This is a genomic window from Lachnobacterium bovis (assembly GCF_900111325.1).
In the GTDB taxonomy this organism is placed as follows: domain Bacteria; phylum Bacillota; class Clostridia; order Lachnospirales; family Lachnospiraceae; genus Roseburia; species Roseburia bovis_A.
In genome coordinates, this window is sequence record NZ_FOGW01000005.1 from 141,944 (window position 1) to 161,599 (window position 19,656).

Consider the following 19,656-nt stretch of genomic DNA (forward strand, 5'->3'; position numbering starts at 1 on the left):
TCCTATTTATTCTTGAGCTTTGCCTGTAAATCATATAACTTATTTAAGGCTTCAAGTGGTGTCATGTTTGAAATATCAAGTGATTTAATCTCGTCAACAATTTCATTTGATGAATTATTAGTCATATTATTAAAAGCGTCAAATAAAGAAATTTGGTTTGCATCAACATCGTCTAATTTTTTTGGAGCTTTTTCTTTTTTCACTTTTCTAGCTGGTATATCAACTGTAATACTTTTTACTGTTTCTGTTATGTCATTTTGAGTTAATTCTTCAACTATTTCTTTTGCACGTTCTATAACAGAATTTGGAACACCAGCTAATTTAGCTACCTGTATACCATAGCTTTTATCAGCTCCACCTTTTACAATTTTTCTTAAAAAGACGATATCATCACCTTTTTCTTTTACAGCAATGCAATAATTATTTACACTGGCTATTTTTCCTTCTAATTCAGTTAGCTCATGATAATGTGTTGCAAATAAAGTTTTTGCACCTAATATATTAGGATTACTTATATGTTCTACAACTGCCCAAGCAATACTTAATCCATCAAATGTAGATGTTCCGCGACCAATTTCATCTAAAATCAAAAGAGATTTACTAGTTGCACTTCTTAAAATATTAGCTACTTCATTCATTTCAACCATGAACGTACTTTGACCACTTGCTAAATCATCTGATGCACCTACTCTTGTAAAAATTCTATCAACTATTCCTATATTAGCAGATGTAGCAGGAACGTAACTTCCAATTTGAGCCATTAAAACGATAATTGCGCTTTGTCTCATATATGTGGATTTACCAGCCATATTAGGACCTGTTATGATAGAAACTCTATTTTTATTATTATCAAGATATGTATCATTAGAAATAAACATATCATTTTTTATCATTTTTTCTACAACAGGATGTCTTCCAGCTTTAATATCTAAAATACCATCTGTGTTTATTGTAGGTCTACAATAATTATTTTTTTCTGCCACTGTTGCAAGAGAGACAAAAACATCTAATTTTGCGATAGCCTTTGCAGTTGTTTGAATTCTTGCAATGTTACTAGAAATAGTATCTCGAGTTTGTTTAAATAAATCATATTCTAAAGAAACAAGTTTATCTTCAGAACCTAAAATCATTTCTTCTAATTCTTTTAATTTTGGTGTAATGTATCTTTCTGCATTTGTAAGTGTCTGTTTTCTTGTATAATAATCAGGAACCAATTCTTTATATGAATTTGTAACCTCTAAATAATAGCCAAATACTTTATTGTATTTTATTTTTAAATTTTTAATACCAGTTTTTTCTTTTTCTTCTGTTTCAAGATCTGCTAACCACTGTTTTCCTTCTGTTTTTGCACGTCTTAATTTATCAACAACTTCATTAAATCCATCTTTTATAATATCACCATCTTTAGTGCTTATAGGTGGTTCTTCATTTATTGATTTATCTAATAAATCATATAAATCAGTAAGACAATCAAAATTTGCTTTTATTTCTTCAACAAATTCACATGATAAATCGTTTAATTGAGCAAAAATTGGAGGTAACATTTTTAAAGAATTCTTAAAGGCAATCAAATCTCTTGGATTGGCTGTCTGATAAGAAATTCTTGTTATAAGCCTTTCTAAATCATATATAGGATTAAGATATTCTCTTAATTCTTCTCTTGTAATTGCATGATTATTCAAGTCTTCAATAAAATCTTGTCTTTTAAGGATTTCATCTTTTTCAATTAGAGGTTGTTCTACGTAATTTCGTAATAATCTAGCCCCCATTGCGGTTTTTGTTTTATCAAGAACCCATAATAAAGAACCACGTTTTTGCTTTTCTCTGAGTGTTTCTACAAGTTCTAGATTCCTACGAGTAGAACTATCTATTATCATATATTTTCCGATAGAATAAGGCTGTATTGTTAAAATGTTTGCAAGTGAATTTTTTTGAGTTTCATATAGATATTTTAAAATAGCTCCAGCTGAAACACTTCCTGCATCATAATCTCCTAAACCTAATCCTTCTAATGATTTTACTTTAAAATGATCTAAAAGAGTCTCTTGAACTGTTTCATTTCCAAAATACCAGGAATCTATAGCAGATACTACAATATTTAATCTTTCTCTTAAATCCGCGATATCTACACCACTGATAAGAAATGAATCATTGCAAATAATTTCAGAAGGAACAAATTTATTAATTTCATCTATTAATTTACGTTTTGTATCAACCTGTGTAACAAAGAAATCACCTGTAGACACATCAACTGTTGCAATACCAAATAAATCTTCAACGCAGACAATACACATTAGGTAATTGTTTTTAGTTTCATCTAATGCAGTTATGTTTAAATTTGTACCAGGTGTTACTACTCTAACAACTTCACGTTTAACCATACCTTTAGCCGTTTTGGGATCTTCAACCTGCTCGCAAATTGCAACTTTATGACCGTTAGCAACGAGTTTATTTAAATATACATCAGCTGAATGATATGGAATTCCGCACATAGGTGCTCGTTCAGCTAATCCACATGCTTTTCCAGTTAATGTTAATTCAAGCTCTTTTGATACAACTTTTGCATCTTCGAAAAACATTTCATAAAAATCGCCTAAACGATAAAATATTATACAATCCTTATTATCTTCTTTAGTTTGAAGATAATGCTTCATCATTGGGGTTAATTCTTCAGCCACTCTTAGTTCCTCTTTCTTATAATTTATTAATAGGTTGGATTAAAATGCTCAATAATTTTTTCAGCCACTTTTAAACCATCCATGGCAGCAGATGTAATTCCACCTGCAAAGCCTGCTCCTTCTCCACATGGATATAAGCCTTTTACATTACTTTCAAAATCAGTATTTCTGTTTATTCTAATAGGAGAAGACGTTCTTGTTTCCATTCCTGATAAAATGGCATCATATCTATCAAAACCTTTAACTATATTAGAAAAATGTTTCATACCTTCTATAAATGATACTTCCATATCACAAGACATTAAACCTCTTAAATTAGCGAATGTCGTAGCGCCTTTTGTTGTGCTATCAAAATCACCATAGTTTTTAGATTCAATATTATTTATATAATCACCAAATAATTGCTGTGGTATCTTACCATTACCTAATTTATAGTTCTTTTCTTCTAACATCCTTTGATAATACATTCCTGCTAATGGACCTTCGTAACCAAAATCTTCAGGATTAACAGATACAATAATTGCACTATTAGCGTTACTACCTGCTCTTTGTGAATAGCTCATGCCGTTAACAACTAAGCGGTTTTCTTCTGATGATGAATTGACAACATAACCTCCTGGGCACATACAAAAAGAATATACTCCACGTCCGTTTGGAAAATTAGAGGTTACTTTATATGGTGAGGCAGGTAATTTATCAAAGTATTTAGGGCCATACATTATTTCATTAATCATTCTTTGTGGATGTTCAACCCTAAATCCGACTGCAAAGCTTTTCGCCTGCATTTCTACCTTATGTTTGTATAATGTTTCAAAAGTTAATCTTGCACTATGTCCTAGAGCTAAAACTACACTTTGGGTTTGGATGATAGAACCATCTTGTAATATTAAACCATGTATTTTTGAATTTTCTATGACAAAATCAACAACACGAGTATTAAATTTAAAAGTACATCCTTTTTCTATCATATAATTACGCATATTTGCAATTACATTACACAAAACATCTGTACCAATATGAGGCTTATTGTCATATAATATATTCTCATTTGCACCAAACTTAACAAAAGTTTCAAGAACAAACTTATTTCTACCTGTTTTATCTTTAATTGCAGTATTTAATTTACCGTCTGAAAATGTACCTGCACCGCCTTCGCCAAATTGAACATTACTAAACGGATCTAAAATACCTGTTTTCCAAAACTGTTCTACATCTTTCTGACGTTCTTCAACAGTTTTGCCTTGTTCTAGAATAATTGGCATAAAGCCAGATTCTGTTAGCAAGTATGCACTAAAAAGACCTGCTGGTCCTGCACCTACGACTACAGGTCGCTGCAATAGAGGTTCTTCTCCTTTAGATGGAATTTTATAAACAACCTCTTTTATAGGCATTATAGATTTATTATGTATATGAGATAATACTTTTGACTCATTTTTTACTTCTATATTTACTGCGTAAACCCAAAAAATATCTGGTTTTTTTCTAGCATCAATTGATTTTTTGACAATTTTATATGAAAAATCTTTTTTTAATTTTAACATTGATGCTATTTTCTTTTTTAAATCATCTTCTTTATGTTCTAATGGCAATTTTATTTGATTAATTCGTATCATATTGTTTCCTTTTATTTTTTATTTAATATTTTTTCCTACTATATATCCACTTGCCCAAGCCCATTGTAAGTTATATCCTCCACAAATTCCGTCAACATCAAGTAATTCTCCTGTAAAATAAAGATTTTTATAAATTTTGGATTCTAATGTCTTAGTATTAATTTCATTTGAATTAATACCACCTAGGCAAGCTTGAGAAAAATCGTAGCCTCGACTTTTCTCAATTGTAATCGAATAATGCTTTATCGATTTTTCTAATTTATCTATCATATTATTTATAAATTCATCAAATGGTAACTCTCTTTTTTTAATACCTTTTTTAGTAAATGATGAATCTAAATTAACATTGTTAAAAACTTCATTCCATAGTTTATCTGGTAATATTCCATTCAAGATATATTTAAATTCCTTTTTTTCAGGTAATATTTTAATGTTAGCAAGTAATAAATCGCGTAATTTATCAGATGGGAAATCTGGTAAAAAATCTATTTGTCCAATAACATTTTGTTTTTTTAATAATAATTCTGAAATACAATGACTTACCTGAAATACAGGAATTCCTGAAATTCCATACTCTGTAATTTGTATTTCTCCTGTATCTTCTCTTTTTACATTATTTTTGTCAATAATTGATATTTTACTTTTTATTCTAACACCAGCCATTTTCTTAAAGGCATTTCCTTTACAATAAAAACCACATAAAACCGGAGCAATCGGAGTAAACGTATGATTCAAATTTTTAATTATTTTGAAAATACTTCCATCACTTCCTAATTTAGGTGATGCTAATAATCCTGTGGAAAAAATTAAATTTGAACTTTCATGTTTAAAAGGTATTTCGTTTATTATAATATCATTTTTTTTCTTTTTGTTCTTGCTATCAGAATTTTCAAATTGTAACGTTTTACCCGTTACGATATATTTATTATCAGATTTCTGTAGAGTCACAAATGAAATTATACTATTTAAGCAAATATCAACTCCTAATCGCATGAGTTCTAGTTCTAATGCAGTTACAATAGATGATGCTTGATTTGAATTAGGATAATAATATCCATTTTTTTCATATGATAAGATCCCTAATTCATTAAAAAAATTAATAGTATCTTGTTTTGAAAAATTATCAAACATATTATTAATTAATTCTTCGTTTCCAAAAAAACATTCTTTTTTCATGTAATCATTGGTAAAATTACACTTGCCGTTACCTGTTGCATATATTTTTTTACCAATTTTATTTTCTTTTTCAAGTAAAAGAACCGATTTATTCTGTCGTGCAGCTGTAATAGCTGACATGACTCCAGAAGCACCGGCTCCTATTACAATTACATCATATTTCATATTTAATCTCTTTCTTTCATATATGATAAAACTACAATAGGGCACGTCATTAATCTTCATTATAACATAATAGAAGAATTAATTAGTGCCCATTTTTTCTACATTAAATGTATTATTTTTGCCATTTTCACCAAATGTCTGCCACCAGGAAAATGTCTTAATTCATCTTCTGTAAGTCCTTTAAGAAGCAATAAAGTTGTACCGTAAGAAACGAATGCAATAATAAAAGCAAAAATAATAGCTACAAAGTTTCTTCTGCATAATTTATACATACCATGATATGCAAAAAATGTAAGTACACCCATTATCATAGAACAGATAGCTGGAATAATGTATGTTTTTTTGTACTCTCTTTTAAAACCACTATATTTAACAATAGCTCTACTATTTAAGAAACACATAATAAAAGCAAAAAATGTGTTTGCGATTACTACTGCATAAATACCTAATCTGAATGCAAGCATTAAAAAGATTAATAATAAAACATGAGTAACTAGTGCTATTAAAGCATTTATAACAGGTATTTTTAATTTATCTATTCCTTGCAATAATCCATTTGATAATGTTGAAATTGAATAAAAAATTATCGCTACTGAACCAAGTAACATCATATTAGTTGCAACATCAATATTTCCTAATGTAGTTGGGAAAAGTAAAATTAATATTGGACGACCAAGTGCCATTAAGCCAACTGTACATGGAAAAGCAATAACCATAATAAATCTAGTTGATGCTTGAATTTGATAACGTACAGCTTCTAAATCGCCTTGTGCATATGATGATGTTAATTTTGGCACTGCTGACGCTACCATAGCAGATGCAATTGAAATTGGCACATTTATTAATAAACGATATTTTCCAGTAAATACACCATACCATCCATCTGCTAGATCTTGCGAATATCCTTGTAGTGCTGCTATATTTTTAAATATTCCCTGGTCAATACTTGCACTAATATTATATACTGTTGTACTTAAAAGAACTGGAATGATAGTTGCAATAAGCATTTTCATTGTAAATGAAAAAGAATCAATTTCTACATTTTTTTCTTTTCTCATTTTCTTTTTAAATACTTTTAAATATGTTAAAAATATCATACAAACAAACACTAATGCTGCTAAAGATCCCATTACTGTTCCTAAAGTTCCACCTGCTGCACCATATGCTGCCGAATAATGTTTTTGATCTCCTAAAACCTTTCCTATGCGTGTACCGTAATTAAACAAAACGTATGCTGCCCAGACACTGACAATGGCATTTACTATCTGCTCAATTATTTGGGAAATAGCACTTGGAACCATTGTTCCGGTTCCTTGGAAAAATCCTCTTATAACACCTAAAACAGCAACAATTATTAACCCAGGGCCCAAAACTCTTAATGCATATGCACTCATTGGAGTGTTCATTAAGCGAGCTAAATAATCTGCGCCAAAAAATACAATTAATGAAACTGTACCTCCAGATGCAATTGCAAATACAATAGCACCTTTAAGAATTTGGTATGCTTGTGCTTTATTGCCTTGTCCTAATTTTGCAGAAACTAGTTTAGATACGGCTAATGGCAAACTATACGATGAAATTATTAACATAACATTATAAATTTCGAAAGCCGTTCCATAATATCCGATTCCAACATCACCTAGTATATCTGTCATTGGCAATCTATACAACAAACCAATTATACGACTTATTATTGATGCCATTGCAAGAATTGAACCTTGCACTAAAAAATTTGACCTGTTTTTCTTTGACTGACTCATTTTGTTTCCTCAATTATTTTTTACTTTCATATTCTTTTTTTGTGGTATAAAAAGTATTTCCTTTACTTTTATTTTTCTCAGAAATGCACACCCATGTTTTTCCTGGATTAAGAGTAATCTCTTTACCTGTAGAATCATAATAACATGTTTTATTCTTACCAATATCATATTTCCAGTTTATATCTATCATATGACCATTAGTTATATATTTTCCTGTTCCTGTCCCAACAGTCTCAAGTTTTAATGAACCGTCATTTTTATCCCTTACAGAACATTCACATTCTTGAATAATAATATTCTTAACTGCTAGAGTTGAATCAGATAATGCATCTATCTGAGAAGACTTATATTCACCACGATAATATAATTTTAAAGCTTTATTATATTCAAAATATGGTTTTGCATTTGAATAATAAAGCTTTATATATTCAACTTTTTTCCCATTACCTAAATTTACTTTGTTATCAGATTTAGCAAACTTAAAATATGACGTAGCTGTTTTATCTAATGTGTTTGAATATTTTAAGTTTTTAAAAGCTTGTTCTATATTATGTGTAGAAGTAAATATATGATGTGGAGCTTTTTTGTGTGGTAAAGAATCAAAATATTTTTCTTGATTACCAACAATACCGTCAACATTATCTATTTCATTTAAAGCATCAACGGCAAATCTGCTTTCTCCATAATGAAAGAAAACCGCATTTTGTTCTTTTGCATATTGTACAAAATAATCTCTTGCACTTCTTATATTACCAATCACATTACAATTTGAATAATCTTGCATAATTAACATTAATCTTGTAATTCCTGCTTCTACTGGACATTCATAAATAATATCACCTTTACTTAATCCATATTGTGGTAAACAAGCATGTGTGTTTTCAATCATAATGGCAACAGGCCTTTTGGTTGCTATTTTTTTGTCAATCCATTCCCCTGTATAAAAGCTTTGAACTTTACCTTTATGATTTTGTTCTACATTACTTGAATTATCTTTTACTTTTATTTGAGCTGGTTTTTGCTCTTCCTCTTTTTTACAACCACCTAATAGACTACCACAAAATGCCATGATTAGTAAACTAATTGCGTACTTTCTTATCATATATTTTTCCCCCTAATAATATATTGATTATCGAAGTATATTTAGTTTTTCCATTATTATGCGTTGTTGACGTTCCATTTCTTTTCGCTCTTCATCTTCCATATGATCATATCCAAACAAATGAAGCATACTGTGACAAATCAAAAAAGCAAATTCTCTTTGAATACTATGACCGTACTCATTAGCTTGCTCAAGAACTTTCTCATATGAAATCACAATATCGCCAAGAATAACTGCATCTGTATCATAATCATATGCATCAAAATTGCCTTCCTCTAAGAAGGAAAAATCACCTGGCTTTTCATAATCAAGCATTGGAAAAGATAAAACGTCAGTTGGTCTATCAATTTCTCTATGTTCCAAATTTATTTTATGTATTTCTTCATTATTCGTTAATGTTAAATTAACTTCTGCTTCAAATGGAAAATTAATATATTCAAGACAGCCTTTAATAACTTTTTGTGCAAGCTCTGAATAATCAAATTCAAAAGGAATCTCACACATTTCTTCTAGTTCAAATATCATTTTTTAAGTCCCTCCTTCACTAAGTAGTCTCTAACCAAAAGAAATTGATGCATACTCATACCAGAAGCATCAAGTTTATTAGATATTGAAAATTCATTTAATGTCTGATAAATGAAAATATTGATATCCGCAACATTATTTTGTGTGCTTTTTAACTGTTCTATTTTACTAACTAATGTATCTGTCATGTTAATTAGAGCAGATTCTTTTGAAGAAGGCAAATTAATTTCTCCATTATATTCAGAAATTATTTTAATAACTGCTTCTGGAAAACATTGATATTTTGCTTTCTCAATTGCCTTATTAATACCTTGTTCTTCATCCCATTTACACATTCTATAATAAAAACCAGCTGCAGCGCACAAAGTAGTATCATAGCCTAATTTCTTAGCACATCTGTATGATAAATCTGATACTCTTATTGCATGATTATATTCTTTAGGCGAAAAAGCTTTAATACTTAATATCTCATGATAATTTTCATCTAAGATTTCATCGTATTTATTTTTTTCCTCACTTATGGTATTATGATACACTTTTTTATAGAATACAAGTGTAAATAAACAAATAAAAACACTTTGTGCAATAATGCATATAAAATATTCTTTTGATACAATACTATTCCTTTTAAAATAAAACAATATATTTATTATACAATTTAAAAAAAACATCGTCAAACAGCTCCAAATATATTCATTTTCATTTGAAAAGCTGTTCACTATTATTGCCGCAAATAATATTACAAGCACTGACGCTATAAGTTCCTCTTTACTTATATTAGTCAATAATGTAATTAGTATAGCAGAATATGCTCCAAAAATAATAGCTAATATATCTGTTGAAAATGCACACATTACAACAGGTATAAGTATCATTGGCTTTAAAAATTCAGGCAAAAATACACATATAACTACGACAATTGATGTAAAACATACCCCCAAAGATACATTAATAAAGCTACATTGCGTGTAATTATATAATTCTTTATGAATTCTTTTGTATTCTAACTCATAAAAAAACAAGCCTAAAAAAATCATATCCAAAATCAAAAGCATAATATATTCGCCAATTTGCATTTTTTCGTAAAAACCTAACGATAAACTTGTTGCAAAAATAACCACCATAATTATTGCCATTGGAATTGCTCTATAAGGTGTTACCTTCTCTATCATTTTCCCCAACCCTTTTTTATTTTTTTATTTTAACGATTAATTCTTTTCTTAACTACTGCTTTTCTCTTCTTATTTTTTTCAATTTTTTCTTCATATTTTTCATATGCTTTAACAATTTTTTGAACTAGAGGATGTCTAACAACATCGTTTGCAGTTAATTGACATTTACCAATCTCATCAACGTTAGATAAAACTTTTAATGCAACATCTAAACCAGATTGAGTATTTGGAGCTAAGTCCTTTTGACTACCATCACCAGTAATAACTACTTTTGAGCCAAAACCTATTCTTGTTAAGAACATTTTCATCTGTGCAGGTGTTGTATTTTGTGCTTCATCTAAAATAATAAACGCATTGTCTAAAGTTCGACCTCTCATATATGCAAGTGGAGCGACTTCAATTAATCCTTTTTCCTGATTCTTTAAAAAACTATCAGCTCCCATTATTTGATATAATGCATCATATAATGGCCTTAAATATGGATCAATTTTACTTTGTAAATCTCCAGGTAAAAATCCTAATTTTTCACCAGCTTCTATAGCAGGTCTAGTTAAAATTATCCTACTTACTTCTTCATTTTTAAATGCCGTAATCGCCATTGCCATTGCTAGATAAGTTTTACCTGTACCAGCTGGTCCAATTCCAAATGTAATCATATTTTTACGAATAGAATCAACATACTTTTTTTGACCTAATGTTTTAGGCTTTACAGGTTTTCCTTGTATTGTATGACAAATTATATCACCATCTAGTGTAACAATAGCTGATGGATCTTGCTTTTCTAATATTAATGATAATTCGTAGTTTACAGTTTGTTCCGTGATTTCATTGCCACGCTTTGATAATTCATATAATTGTGTGAAAACTTCTTGTGCACTCTTACAAGCATTATCATTTCCTATAAATTTTACTAAATTTTCTCTAACAATGACTGTTACTCCTAATGTTTTTTCGATTTTTTTTATGTTAGAATCGAACTGTCCAAAAATATTTGATAAATGTTCAGCTTCAATTGTCATTGTTTTTTCTGTCATATTCATTAATCAATTACTCCTTTAATAACGCTTGGTGCTACTATTTCTTGATCTACAATTTCATATGAGTCAAATATCATTGTACGCGCTTTATTTGCTTTATCCATATCATTAGCATAAATTGTAGCTAATGTTTCACCTTCTTGTACATAATCTCCAATTTTATTATTTAAGATGATTCCTACAGCTAAATCAATCACGCTATCTTTAGTTTCACGACCGCCACCTAATGTCATACAAGCATTACCAATATTTTCAGCAAAAATATTTTTTACATATCCAGCTTTATTTGCAACAACCTCAATTGTATATTTTGTATTATCGAATTTAGAAGGATTATATACGTATGATTCATCTCCACCTTGAGCCTTAACAAATTCAGCAAATTTATTAAGTGCTGATTTATTTTTTATAGCTTCATCCATTAAATTAAAAGCTTCATCTTTTGTAGAAGCCTTTTGTGCAGCAATAAGCATTTGTGCACCTAATTCATAAACAACTGCCTTGAAATCTTCTGGGCCATTACCGTTTAGTGTATCGATAGCTTCTTTAACCTCAACAATATTACCAACGGCTTTACCCAATGGTTGATTCATATCAGTAATAACTGCAACTGTATATTTTTTAGCTAATTTACCAATAGAAACCATTTCTTTAGCAAGATTTTGTGAATCTTCTAGTGTTTTCATAAATGCTCCATCCCCTGTTTTTACATCAAGTACGATAGCATCACTACCAGATGCTAATTTTTTGCTCATAATTGAACTTGCAATTAAAGAAATTTGATTCACAGTTGCCGTTACATCTCTTAACGCGTATAGCTTTTTATCTGCAGGTGCTAAATTTGCAGTTTGTCCAGCAATGGCAATACCTATAGCTTGAACATTCTTTTTAAATAATTCATCTGAAATGCCAGTTGTAAATCCTGGAAATGATTCTAATTTATCAATTGTTCCACCAGTATGCCCTAATCCACGACCTGACATCTTAGCAACAGGAACACCTAAACTTGCAACAAGAGGTGTTAAAACAAGAGATGTTTTATCGCCAACTCCACCTGTACTATGTTTATCAACTTTAATACCGTCAATATAACTCAAATCAAGTACATCACCACTATCTCTCATAGCTAATGTCAAATCTAGTGTTTCTTTTTTTGACATTCCATTAAAACAAATTGCCATTAACAAAGCTGATGCCTGATAATCTGGTATACTTCCATTTGTATAATTTTCAACAAAGAAGTTTATTTCCTCTGTTGTAAGTTCTTCATTTAATTTTTTTTTCATGATAATGTCATACATTCTCATGGTAATTCCTCCTAGTAAAAATAAGTTTTTTATTTATGATAAGGTTCATTATTCATGATTCTATAACTTCTATATACTTGTTCTAATAGAATCACCCTCATTAATTGATGTGGAAAAGTCATATTTGAAAAACTCAACAAATAATTGGCTTTTTTAAGAACTTTATCAGATAGACCAAGCGATCCTCCAATAACAAAATAGATATGACTTGTTCCTTGAATTCCAAGACGTTCGATTTTTTTTGATAACTCAACTGAATCTAACTGTTTACCTTCTATAGCGAGACAAATAACATAGGCACTAGTGTCCTTCATTGCATTTAAAATTCTTTCTCCTTCTATATCTTTAACAATATTTATCTCGTTTTCGGTACACTGTTCTTTTGTTTTTTCATCAGCGACTTCTAAAACTTCTAACTTAATATACCTACTAAGTCTTTTTGAGTACTCTGCTATCGCATCCCGATAAAATTTTTCTTTTACTTTTCCTACACATATTATTGATACTTTCATACGTTTATTATAATATTTTTTAGCTTTTTCGTAAAGTATTTACGATTTTGTTTTCCATACTTATCCCAAAATATGTTATAATATTTTTAGGAGAGTTTATTTTGATTATGGAGGTGTTTTTAATGGAGGAATTACAAAAATTAATACTAACCCAAGGAGAGGTAGTAAATGAAGAAATTATTAAAGTAGATAGTTTCATTAATCATCAAGTTGATCCTACTTTAATGGAAAAAGTAGGCAAGAAATTTGCTGAACAATTTAAAGATAGAAAAATCACAAAAGTTGCTACTATCGAGAGTTCTGGAATTGCTCCAGCTTTAATGACTGCTAAAGAGCTTGATGTTCCTCTTATTATTTTAAAAAAGGAACCATCTAGATATCTTAATAGTAACTTATATCAAACTGAAGTTTACTCTTTTACTCACCAGAAAAATTATGAATTAACAGTTTCACAAAAATATATATCAGAAAATGATCATATTTTACTTATTGATGATTTCCTAGCTGACGGCGAGGCTGCAATTGGAGCTATTAGATTATTCCATAAAGCACATGCAACTGTTGCCGGAGTTGGCGTCTTAATCAATAAAGAATTTCAACCGGGAGAAAAGAAATTAAATGAACAAGGAATTGATGTTGTCTCTTTAGTGAAAATTAAATCTTTAAAAGATAAAACTATTGTTTTCGATTAATAATTTTATTTTTTACACCTTTTTAGGGAACAGAAAAAAGAGGTTTAACAGTAATGCAAAAAGAAAAATTAAAACCCATGTTGTTCACTGATTTAAAGAACTATACTGGACAACAATTTGCAAAAGATTTAATATCAGGAATTATTGTTGCTATTATAGCACTTCCTTTATCGATTGCATTGGCACTAGCATCTGGAGTAGGTCCAGAGGAAGGTATTTACACAGCCGTAGTTGCTGGATTTTTAATTTCATTTTTTGGTGGCAGCAGTGTTCAGATTGCAGGTCCAACAGCTGCTTTTGCTACTATTGTTGCAGGAATTGTAGCAAATAGAGGAATGAATGGTCTTATAATGGCCACTATTATCGCAGGTATAATTCTTATTTTAATGGGAATCCTTAGATTAGGATCATTAATTAAATTTATACCATACACTATTACTACAGGTTTTACAGCTGGTATTGCTGTAACTATTTTAATTGGTCAATTAAAGGATTTTATGGGTGCAATATATCCTAAAGGCACAGTTGCTATTAGTTCAACAGAAAAGCTTGTTGCACTTTCAAAATCAGTTTCAACTTTTAATGTAAATGCCATTATTATAGGTGTTATTAGTTTAATCATTTTAATCGTTTGGCCAAAGATTAGCGAAAAAATTCCTGGTTCAATCATCGCTGTTATTGTAGGAATTGTTTTAGTTAAAGTATTTAAATTACATGTTTTCACTATTGGAGATTTATATTCTATTCATGGAGGATTACCAAAATTCCACGTTCCTTCTATAACTATAGGTGGAATTCAAGCCGCAGCTTCTGACGGTTTTACTATTGCTATTCTTGCTGCAATAGAATCACTTTTATCATGTGTTGTTGCTGATGGAATGATTAATTCAAGACATAGATCTAATACTGAATTAGTGGCTCAAGGTATTGGTAATATTGGGTCAGTATTATTCGGTGGTATACCAGCGACTGGTGCAATTGCTCGTACTGCCGCTAATATTAAGAATGGTGGAAAGACACCAATTGCAGGTATTGTTCATTCAATTACGCTTTTACTTGTATTGATTGTACTTATGCCATATGCAAAACTTATTCCAATGCCTACTATTGCTGCCATATTATTTTTAGTTGCATATAATATGTGTCAATGGCGTACATTTGTACATTTATGCAAAACATCATCAAAGAGTGATATTATCGTATTATGTACAACATTTGTTTTAACTATTGTCTTTGATTTAGTAGTTGCTATTGAAGTTGGTATGATTTTTGCTTGCTTATTATTTATGAAACGAATGAGTGATGAAGCTAGCATTCTTGGCTGGGAATACATTGATCCTGAAAATGATCCTGATGCCACTGATAAAAAATACGTTCCAGATTATGTTCGTGTGTATGAAATTATTGGACCAATGTTCTTTGGTGATAGTGAGTTAATCGAACTAATTGAATTAAAAGAATACACAAAAATTCTTATTATCCGTATGCGTGGAGTTCCAGCTATAGATGCAACAGCTATGCAAGGTTTAGAAAAGTTATATAAACAATGTAAATTAGCTAATGTTCAATTGATTTTCTCTCATGTTAATGAACAGCCTATGAAAACAATGGAGAAAAATAAATTTATTGAAAGAATTGGTTCTGAAAACTTCAGACCTAATATTGATGCAGCTTTAAAACGCGCAGAAGAAATTGGTAAGCAGAATAATTATTAATATTTAAAAAAAGGCCATACAAAGTTCAAATATCAAATTAGATATTAAAAGAACATAGTATGGTCTTTATTATACTAAATTAATCTCATTTTAATTTCTTTAATCGATTAACATCAGCTAGAATATACAATTCTGTATCTTCATAGATAATCTCTTCTGGACTTAAATACGACATTATTCTATTATTTTTTTTCATAGTTATGACGTTAATTTTATGTTTCTCACGTAAACGTAATTCTTTTAGACTTTTTCCTATCCATTCTTTTTTAGGTCTTAGACTAACAACACAAACATTTTTACTAATTTCAAAAAATTCAAGAAAATTAGATGACATTATTTTACGAGCATTACTTTTAGCACTCTCTTTTTCAGCAAAGATAATTTCATCTGCCCCTACTTTTTTAAGAATATTAGCCATTCTTTCAGAAGAAGCCTTTGCTAATACTCTTTTAACGCCTTCCTCTTTTGCAACCATAACACACATTATACTAGATTCAAGATTATCACCCATGGATACAACGACAACATCCATGTTTGATAATCCAATGTTACTTATTGCATCTGGATCACTTAATTCAGCTACTATTGCAATGCTAACCATGTCAGCGTATTGATTAATAATTTCTTCATTATTATCAGCTATAACTACTTCTGCACCACTTTCACATAATTCTTCAGTAATATATCTTCCAAATTGTCCCATACCTAGGACAGCTACTGATTTACTCATAAAAATATATACTCCTTTATAATAAATTACTATATAAACATTATCTCATAAAAATTATAAATATCTAACAACTATCCGGCTAAAAATTTACCATCTGCAAATTTAATATAATTTTTATTGTAATTTGATGTAATAAAAAATAATCCTAACGATATAGGGCCTACTCTTCCTAAATACATTGATAAAATAATTATTATCTTACCAACATCATTAAGGGATGCTGTAACATTTCTAGACAAACCTACTGTAGCAGTTGCACTAAAAGTCTCATACATACCATCTAATATATCAAGATTATTTGTTTTACAAAGTAATATTGCCAAAAAAATCGTAACAAAAAAATTGAATACAATAATTGCAACAGATTTTCTTACCAATTCATTATTTACAGTTCTCTTAAAAATAGTAATATCTTTTTTATTTCTAATAAAATCGATTGTAGATAATATAACTACAAATATCGTAACTGTTTTTATTCCACCAGCTGTTCCCATTGGGGAACCACCTATAAACATAAGGATACATCCCATAAATCCAGATAAACCAGTTAAACCTTTTTGTGAAAATGTTGAAAAGCCTGCCGTTCTAAACGTTATTGATTGAAAAAAACAATTTAATATTTTATCTGATAAATTCATATTACCTATTGTGTTTGGATTATTGTATTCCATTATAAAAATATATAACGCTCCAAAGAAAATCAAACCAATAGTTAATACTAAAACCAACTTTGTATGTTCAGATAGTGTTTTTAAAAAGAACTTAATATTACGTCTCTTTTTTAAAGAGATTTTAAAAACATCAATAATATCAAACCATACAATGTATCCTAAACCACCAATTACAATCAACATCATTGTATTTACAAGAAATAATGGATTTGAATTATAATTTTCTAAACTGTTAGGTCCCATAATATCCATACCGGCATTACAAAAAGCAGACACGGAATTAAATATAGAATACGATAATCCTCTTATAATTCCATATTCTGGAATCAGTATGAATGAGTAGAAAATAATTCCAATAAATTCTACAACCGCAATTCCTTTTACTACTTTTAATAGAAATTTAACTAATCCATCAATTGTGTCTAAATTAAACGAATCTCTAATCAAAACTCTTTCCTTGATTGTGATTTTTTGATTTAAGCAAATTAACATCATAGTTAAAATAGATACAACTCCTAATCCTCCGACTTGTATTAGTATTAAAATTACAATTTTACCAAATATAGTCCATTGTGCATATGTATCAACTGTTACTAATCCTGTAACACAAATTGATGTTGTAGCAGTGAATAAAGCGTCAATCCATGATGTTGTATATGATGTTCTAGTAGATATAGGTAACATCAAAAATAATGTTCCTAATACTATAAAAACAGCAAATCCTATTGGAATAATTTGCGCGCTTTTTAATGTCTTTTTCATGATTCCTCCTAGCTAAATTGTTTTATTCTTGAGCATAATATTCATAATAAGCGCTATATGTATCACTTACCCTTCCTGTTTTTATATCAACTGAAATAACATTTAAAACATTATTTCCTTCTGGAACAAGTATTGGATTTGTATATTTTTCTGAATTACGTGTCGGTACTTGTCCATCCCATGTATAATAAGCTTCACATCCATCTGGTACAGAAATTGTAATATATGTTGGTGCACCATAGCTACCAGAACTAGGTGAAACAACAGGTTGATCCGGTTTTAATAAAACTAATTTACAACTTTTCCCCACAATTTGCGAATAAATGCCTTTTTTATTCTTTGAAACAGCCTTAATATAATATGTTCCAGGTGTTCTTATTACAATACCATCTTTATCATTGTAAACTATACCATCTTTTGTTGGATCTTTTCCATCTATTGTATAGTAAACAACATCGGTTTTGTTTGCAATGCTCAATTGTAAATTAATTTTATTATAAAAAACTTCTGTATCTGAATTAAAGCTTGGTTCAATTGCTATATATTCACTGAATAAAGCTTTTATCTTCGAATTATTTACACTCTTGGATAATTCAACAATTTTATTAAGTTCTTCATTTTTTTCATATAATTTTATAATATGTTTATACGCAGATACATATTTATTGTTTAATTCAATTGATTTTTTATACATATCTTCCGCCGTTGCATATTCATTCTGTTTTTCATATATTTTACCTAATTCATATAGCGGATATGCTTTCGTTTTATTAATTTCTGCAGCTTTATTATAATATTTAATCGCTAAATCATAATTTTTCTCTTTTACTGCTTCCTTACCCTTTGAAATTTGATAATCGTAAGAATTTAAATGATAATTAGTAATTGAGGTATAAACAACTACTGCTATAGCCAAAACTATAGCAGTAATCATACCTCCTAAAATAATAATTCGCCCTTTTTTATTACCAGGATAAATTGAAATTTCATCTGAACTAATGCGGTCATTCTCAACAAAAGAATCATTTATTTGTTCTTGCATTATAAGATTTTTTAAATATTCTTCATCAAATTCATTATAGTCTGGAACGATTTGAACTTCTTTACCACACTTAGGACAATAAATAGTCCCATCTTGAAGATCATTTCCACATTTTTTGCATTTCATAAATTTCACACATCTCCTAATAATTTTTTGAACCTTCAACACAATTATGCATAAGCATCGCAATTGTCATTGGACCAACACCACCTGGGACAGGAGTGATAGCACTTACCTTTGGTAAAACACTGTCAAAATCTACATCTCCACATAATTTGTTATTTTCTTGGCGATGAATTCCCACATCAATAACAACTGCACCATCTTTAACATATTCGTGATTAATAAATTTAGGCTTTCCAATAGCAACAATTAAAATATCTGCTGTTTTAGTAATTTCTTTAAGATTTTTTGTGTGTGAATGACAAACCGTTACTGTGGCATTTTCTCTAAGCATAAGTAAAGCCATAGGCTTTCCAACAATATTGCTTCTTCCAACTATAACACATTGCTTTCCATCTATTTCGATATTGCTTTTTTTTAGTAGTTGAATAATACCAAATGGTGTACATGAAACAAAGCCTTTTTGTCCAATTACTAATGCACCTACATTTTCTGGATGAAAACCATCTACATCTTTCTGTGGTGAAATACGTTTAATAACAGTATCTTCATTAATGTGTTTTGGTAAAGGTAATTGACATAAAATGCCCTTTACTTTTGAATCTGCATTTAATTTATCAATTATTTGCAATAGCTCTTCTTGTGTTGTTTCTTCAGGTAATTCATATGAAATTGATTCAATTCCTATAAATTCACAAGCTCTTTTTTTGTTTCTTACATATACTTTTGATGCTGGATCTTCTCCAACTTGTATAACTGCAAGTACGCAATCAGTTCCTTTTTCCTTTAATTGTGCAACTTCTAATTTGAGTGCTTCTTTTATTTCAGTTGAAATTTTCTTTCCATCGATTAATTGAGCCACGATATCATCCTC

At 29.5% G+C, this 19,656-nt stretch carries 16 protein-coding genes; 2 read left to right on the top strand and 14 right to left on the bottom strand.

The window, feature by feature from the left end; genetic code table 11:
* Positions 1-2: 2 nt before the first annotated feature.
* The 10 genes from mutS to rlmH form a co-directional block, all read right to left on the bottom strand.
* Positions 3-2,657 (bottom strand): DNA mismatch repair protein MutS, encoded by a 2,655-nt coding sequence (gene mutS, locus BMY79_RS01930; protein WP_029067408.1) that lies wholly within the window; start codon positions 2,655-2,657, stop codon positions 3-5.
* Positions 2,658-2,704: 47 nt separating this feature from the next.
* The gene (locus BMY79_RS01935; protein ID WP_074730348.1) at positions 2,705-4,291 is read right to left on the bottom strand and encodes an NAD(P)/FAD-dependent oxidoreductase; all 1,587 of its coding nucleotides are present in this window, start codon (positions 4,289-4,291) and stop codon (positions 2,705-2,707) included.
* A gap of 18 nt (positions 4,292-4,309) precedes the next feature.
* Positions 4,310-5,632: an aminoacetone oxidase family FAD-binding enzyme gene (locus BMY79_RS01940; protein ID WP_074730349.1), complete on the bottom strand. Its 1,323-nt coding sequence runs from the start codon at positions 5,630-5,632 to the stop codon at positions 4,310-4,312.
* 98 nt (positions 5,633-5,730) lie between these two features.
* Positions 5,731-7,392, bottom strand: coding sequence for a putative polysaccharide biosynthesis protein (locus tag BMY79_RS01945; protein WP_022747839.1), 1,662 nt, complete (start codon positions 7,390-7,392; stop codon positions 5,731-5,733).
* 13 nt (positions 7,393-7,405) lie between these two features.
* Positions 7,406-8,494: a DUF3048 domain-containing protein gene (locus BMY79_RS01950; RefSeq protein WP_051532768.1), complete on the bottom strand. Its 1,089-nt coding sequence runs from the start codon at positions 8,492-8,494 to the stop codon at positions 7,406-7,408.
* Positions 8,495-8,521: 27 nt separating this feature from the next.
* Positions 8,522-9,019: an rRNA maturation RNase YbeY gene (ybeY, locus tag BMY79_RS01955; RefSeq protein ID WP_022747841.1), complete on the bottom strand. Its 498-nt coding sequence runs from the start codon at positions 9,017-9,019 to the stop codon at positions 8,522-8,524.
* Positions 9,016-10,191: a hypothetical protein gene (locus tag BMY79_RS01960; protein WP_022747843.1), complete on the bottom strand. Its 1,176-nt coding sequence runs from the start codon at positions 10,189-10,191 to the stop codon at positions 9,016-9,018. Before BMY79_RS01960 ends, ybeY begins: the two co-directional genes overlap by 4 nt.
* A 29-nt stretch (positions 10,192-10,220) precedes the next feature.
* Positions 10,221-11,231 carry a PhoH family protein gene (locus tag BMY79_RS01965; protein ID WP_022747844.1) on the bottom strand — a complete coding sequence of 337 codons (1,011 nt, stop codon included), beginning with the start codon at positions 11,229-11,231 and terminating at the stop codon, positions 10,221-10,223.
* Entirely contained in the window at positions 11,231-12,535 is a 1,305-nt protein-coding gene (locus BMY79_RS01970; protein WP_022747845.1) for a pyrimidine-nucleoside phosphorylase, read from the bottom strand. The genes BMY79_RS01965 and BMY79_RS01970 overlap by 1 nt, the downstream gene beginning before the upstream one ends.
* Positions 12,536-12,564: 29 nt before the next feature.
* Complete coding sequence (rlmH, locus tag BMY79_RS01975; RefSeq protein ID WP_022747846.1) at positions 12,565-13,047, bottom strand: 23S rRNA (pseudouridine(1915)-N(3))-methyltransferase RlmH; 483 nt, start codon at positions 13,045-13,047, stop codon at positions 12,565-12,567.
* A 122-nt stretch (positions 13,048-13,169) separates the two neighbouring features.
* Here rlmH and BMY79_RS01980 point away from each other — a divergent pair, with 122 nt between their 5' ends.
* Positions 13,170-13,739: a xanthine phosphoribosyltransferase gene (locus tag BMY79_RS01980; protein WP_022747848.1), complete on the top strand. Its 570-nt coding sequence runs from the start codon at positions 13,170-13,172 to the stop codon at positions 13,737-13,739.
* 53 nt (positions 13,740-13,792) lie between these two features.
* On the top strand, positions 13,793-15,454 hold the full coding sequence (locus tag BMY79_RS01985) for a SulP family inorganic anion transporter (RefSeq protein WP_029067410.1): 1,662 nt from the start codon (positions 13,793-13,795) through the stop codon (positions 15,452-15,454).
* Positions 15,455-15,539: 85 nt separating this feature from the next.
* Here BMY79_RS01985 and BMY79_RS01990 read toward each other — a convergent pair whose 3' ends face one another.
* From BMY79_RS01990 to folD, 4 genes are all read right to left on the bottom strand, one after another.
* A complete protein-coding gene (locus tag BMY79_RS01990; RefSeq protein ID WP_022747850.1) occupies positions 15,540-16,184 on the bottom strand; it encodes a potassium channel family protein in 645 nt (214 codons plus the stop codon).
* A gap of 71 nt (positions 16,185-16,255) precedes the next feature.
* Positions 16,256-17,617 (bottom strand): TrkH family potassium uptake protein, encoded by a 1,362-nt coding sequence (locus BMY79_RS01995; protein ID WP_022747852.1) that lies wholly within the window; start codon positions 17,615-17,617, stop codon positions 16,256-16,258.
* Positions 17,618-17,639: 22 nt separating this feature from the next.
* On the bottom strand, positions 17,640-18,785 hold the full coding sequence (locus BMY79_RS02000) for a chitobiase/beta-hexosaminidase C-terminal domain-containing protein (RefSeq protein ID WP_022747853.1): 1,146 nt from the start codon (positions 18,783-18,785) through the stop codon (positions 17,640-17,642).
* A gap of 16 nt (positions 18,786-18,801) precedes the next feature.
* Positions 18,802-19,644, bottom strand: coding sequence for a bifunctional methylenetetrahydrofolate dehydrogenase/methenyltetrahydrofolate cyclohydrolase FolD (gene folD / locus BMY79_RS02005; protein WP_027421766.1), 843 nt, complete (start codon positions 19,642-19,644; stop codon positions 18,802-18,804).
* Positions 19,645-19,656: the final 12 nt, after the last annotated feature.

Bases quoted from the DNA above. Each gene is read 5' to 3' on its own strand.
- mutS (WP_029067408.1), bottom strand. From the start codon at position 2,657: ATGATGAAGCATTATCTTCAAACTAAAGAAGATAATAAGGATTGTATA.
- BMY79_RS01935 (WP_074730348.1), bottom strand. From the start codon at position 4,291: ATGATACGAATTAATCAAATAAAATTGCCATTAGAACATAAAGAAGAT.
- BMY79_RS01940 (WP_074730349.1), bottom strand. From the start codon at position 5,632: ATGAAATATGATGTAATTGTAATAGGAGCCGGTGCTTCTGGAGTCATG.
- BMY79_RS01945 (WP_022747839.1), bottom strand. From the start codon at position 7,392: ATGAGTCAGTCAAAGAAAAACAGGTCAAATTTTTTAGTGCAAGGTTCA.
- BMY79_RS01950 (WP_051532768.1), bottom strand. From the start codon at position 8,494: ATGATAAGAAAGTACGCAATTAGTTTACTAATCATGGCATTTTGTGGT.
- ybeY (WP_022747841.1), bottom strand. From the start codon at position 9,019: ATGATATTTGAACTAGAAGAAATGTGTGAGATTCCTTTTGAATTTGAT.
- BMY79_RS01960 (WP_022747843.1), bottom strand. From the start codon at position 10,191: ATGATAGAGAAGGTAACACCTTATAGAGCAATTCCAATGGCAATAATT.
- BMY79_RS01965 (WP_022747844.1), bottom strand. From the start codon at position 11,231: ATGAATATGACAGAAAAAACAATGACAATTGAAGCTGAACATTTATCA.
- BMY79_RS01970 (WP_022747845.1), bottom strand. From the start codon at position 12,535: ATGAGAATGTATGACATTATCATGAAAAAAAAATTAAATGAAGAACTT.
- rlmH (WP_022747846.1), bottom strand. From the start codon at position 13,047: ATGAAAGTATCAATAATATGTGTAGGAAAAGTAAAAGAAAAATTTTAT.
- BMY79_RS01980 (WP_022747848.1), top strand. From the start codon at position 13,170: ATGGAGGAATTACAAAAATTAATACTAACCCAAGGAGAGGTAGTAAAT.
- BMY79_RS01985 (WP_029067410.1), top strand. From the start codon at position 13,793: ATGCAAAAAGAAAAATTAAAACCCATGTTGTTCACTGATTTAAAGAAC.
- BMY79_RS01990 (WP_022747850.1), bottom strand. From the start codon at position 16,184: ATGAGTAAATCAGTAGCTGTCCTAGGTATGGGACAATTTGGAAGATAT.
- BMY79_RS01995 (WP_022747852.1), bottom strand. From the start codon at position 17,617: ATGAAAAAGACATTAAAAAGCGCGCAAATTATTCCAATAGGATTTGCT.
- BMY79_RS02000 (WP_022747853.1), bottom strand. From the start codon at position 18,785: ATGAAATGCAAAAAATGTGGAAATGATCTTCAAGATGGGACTATTTAT.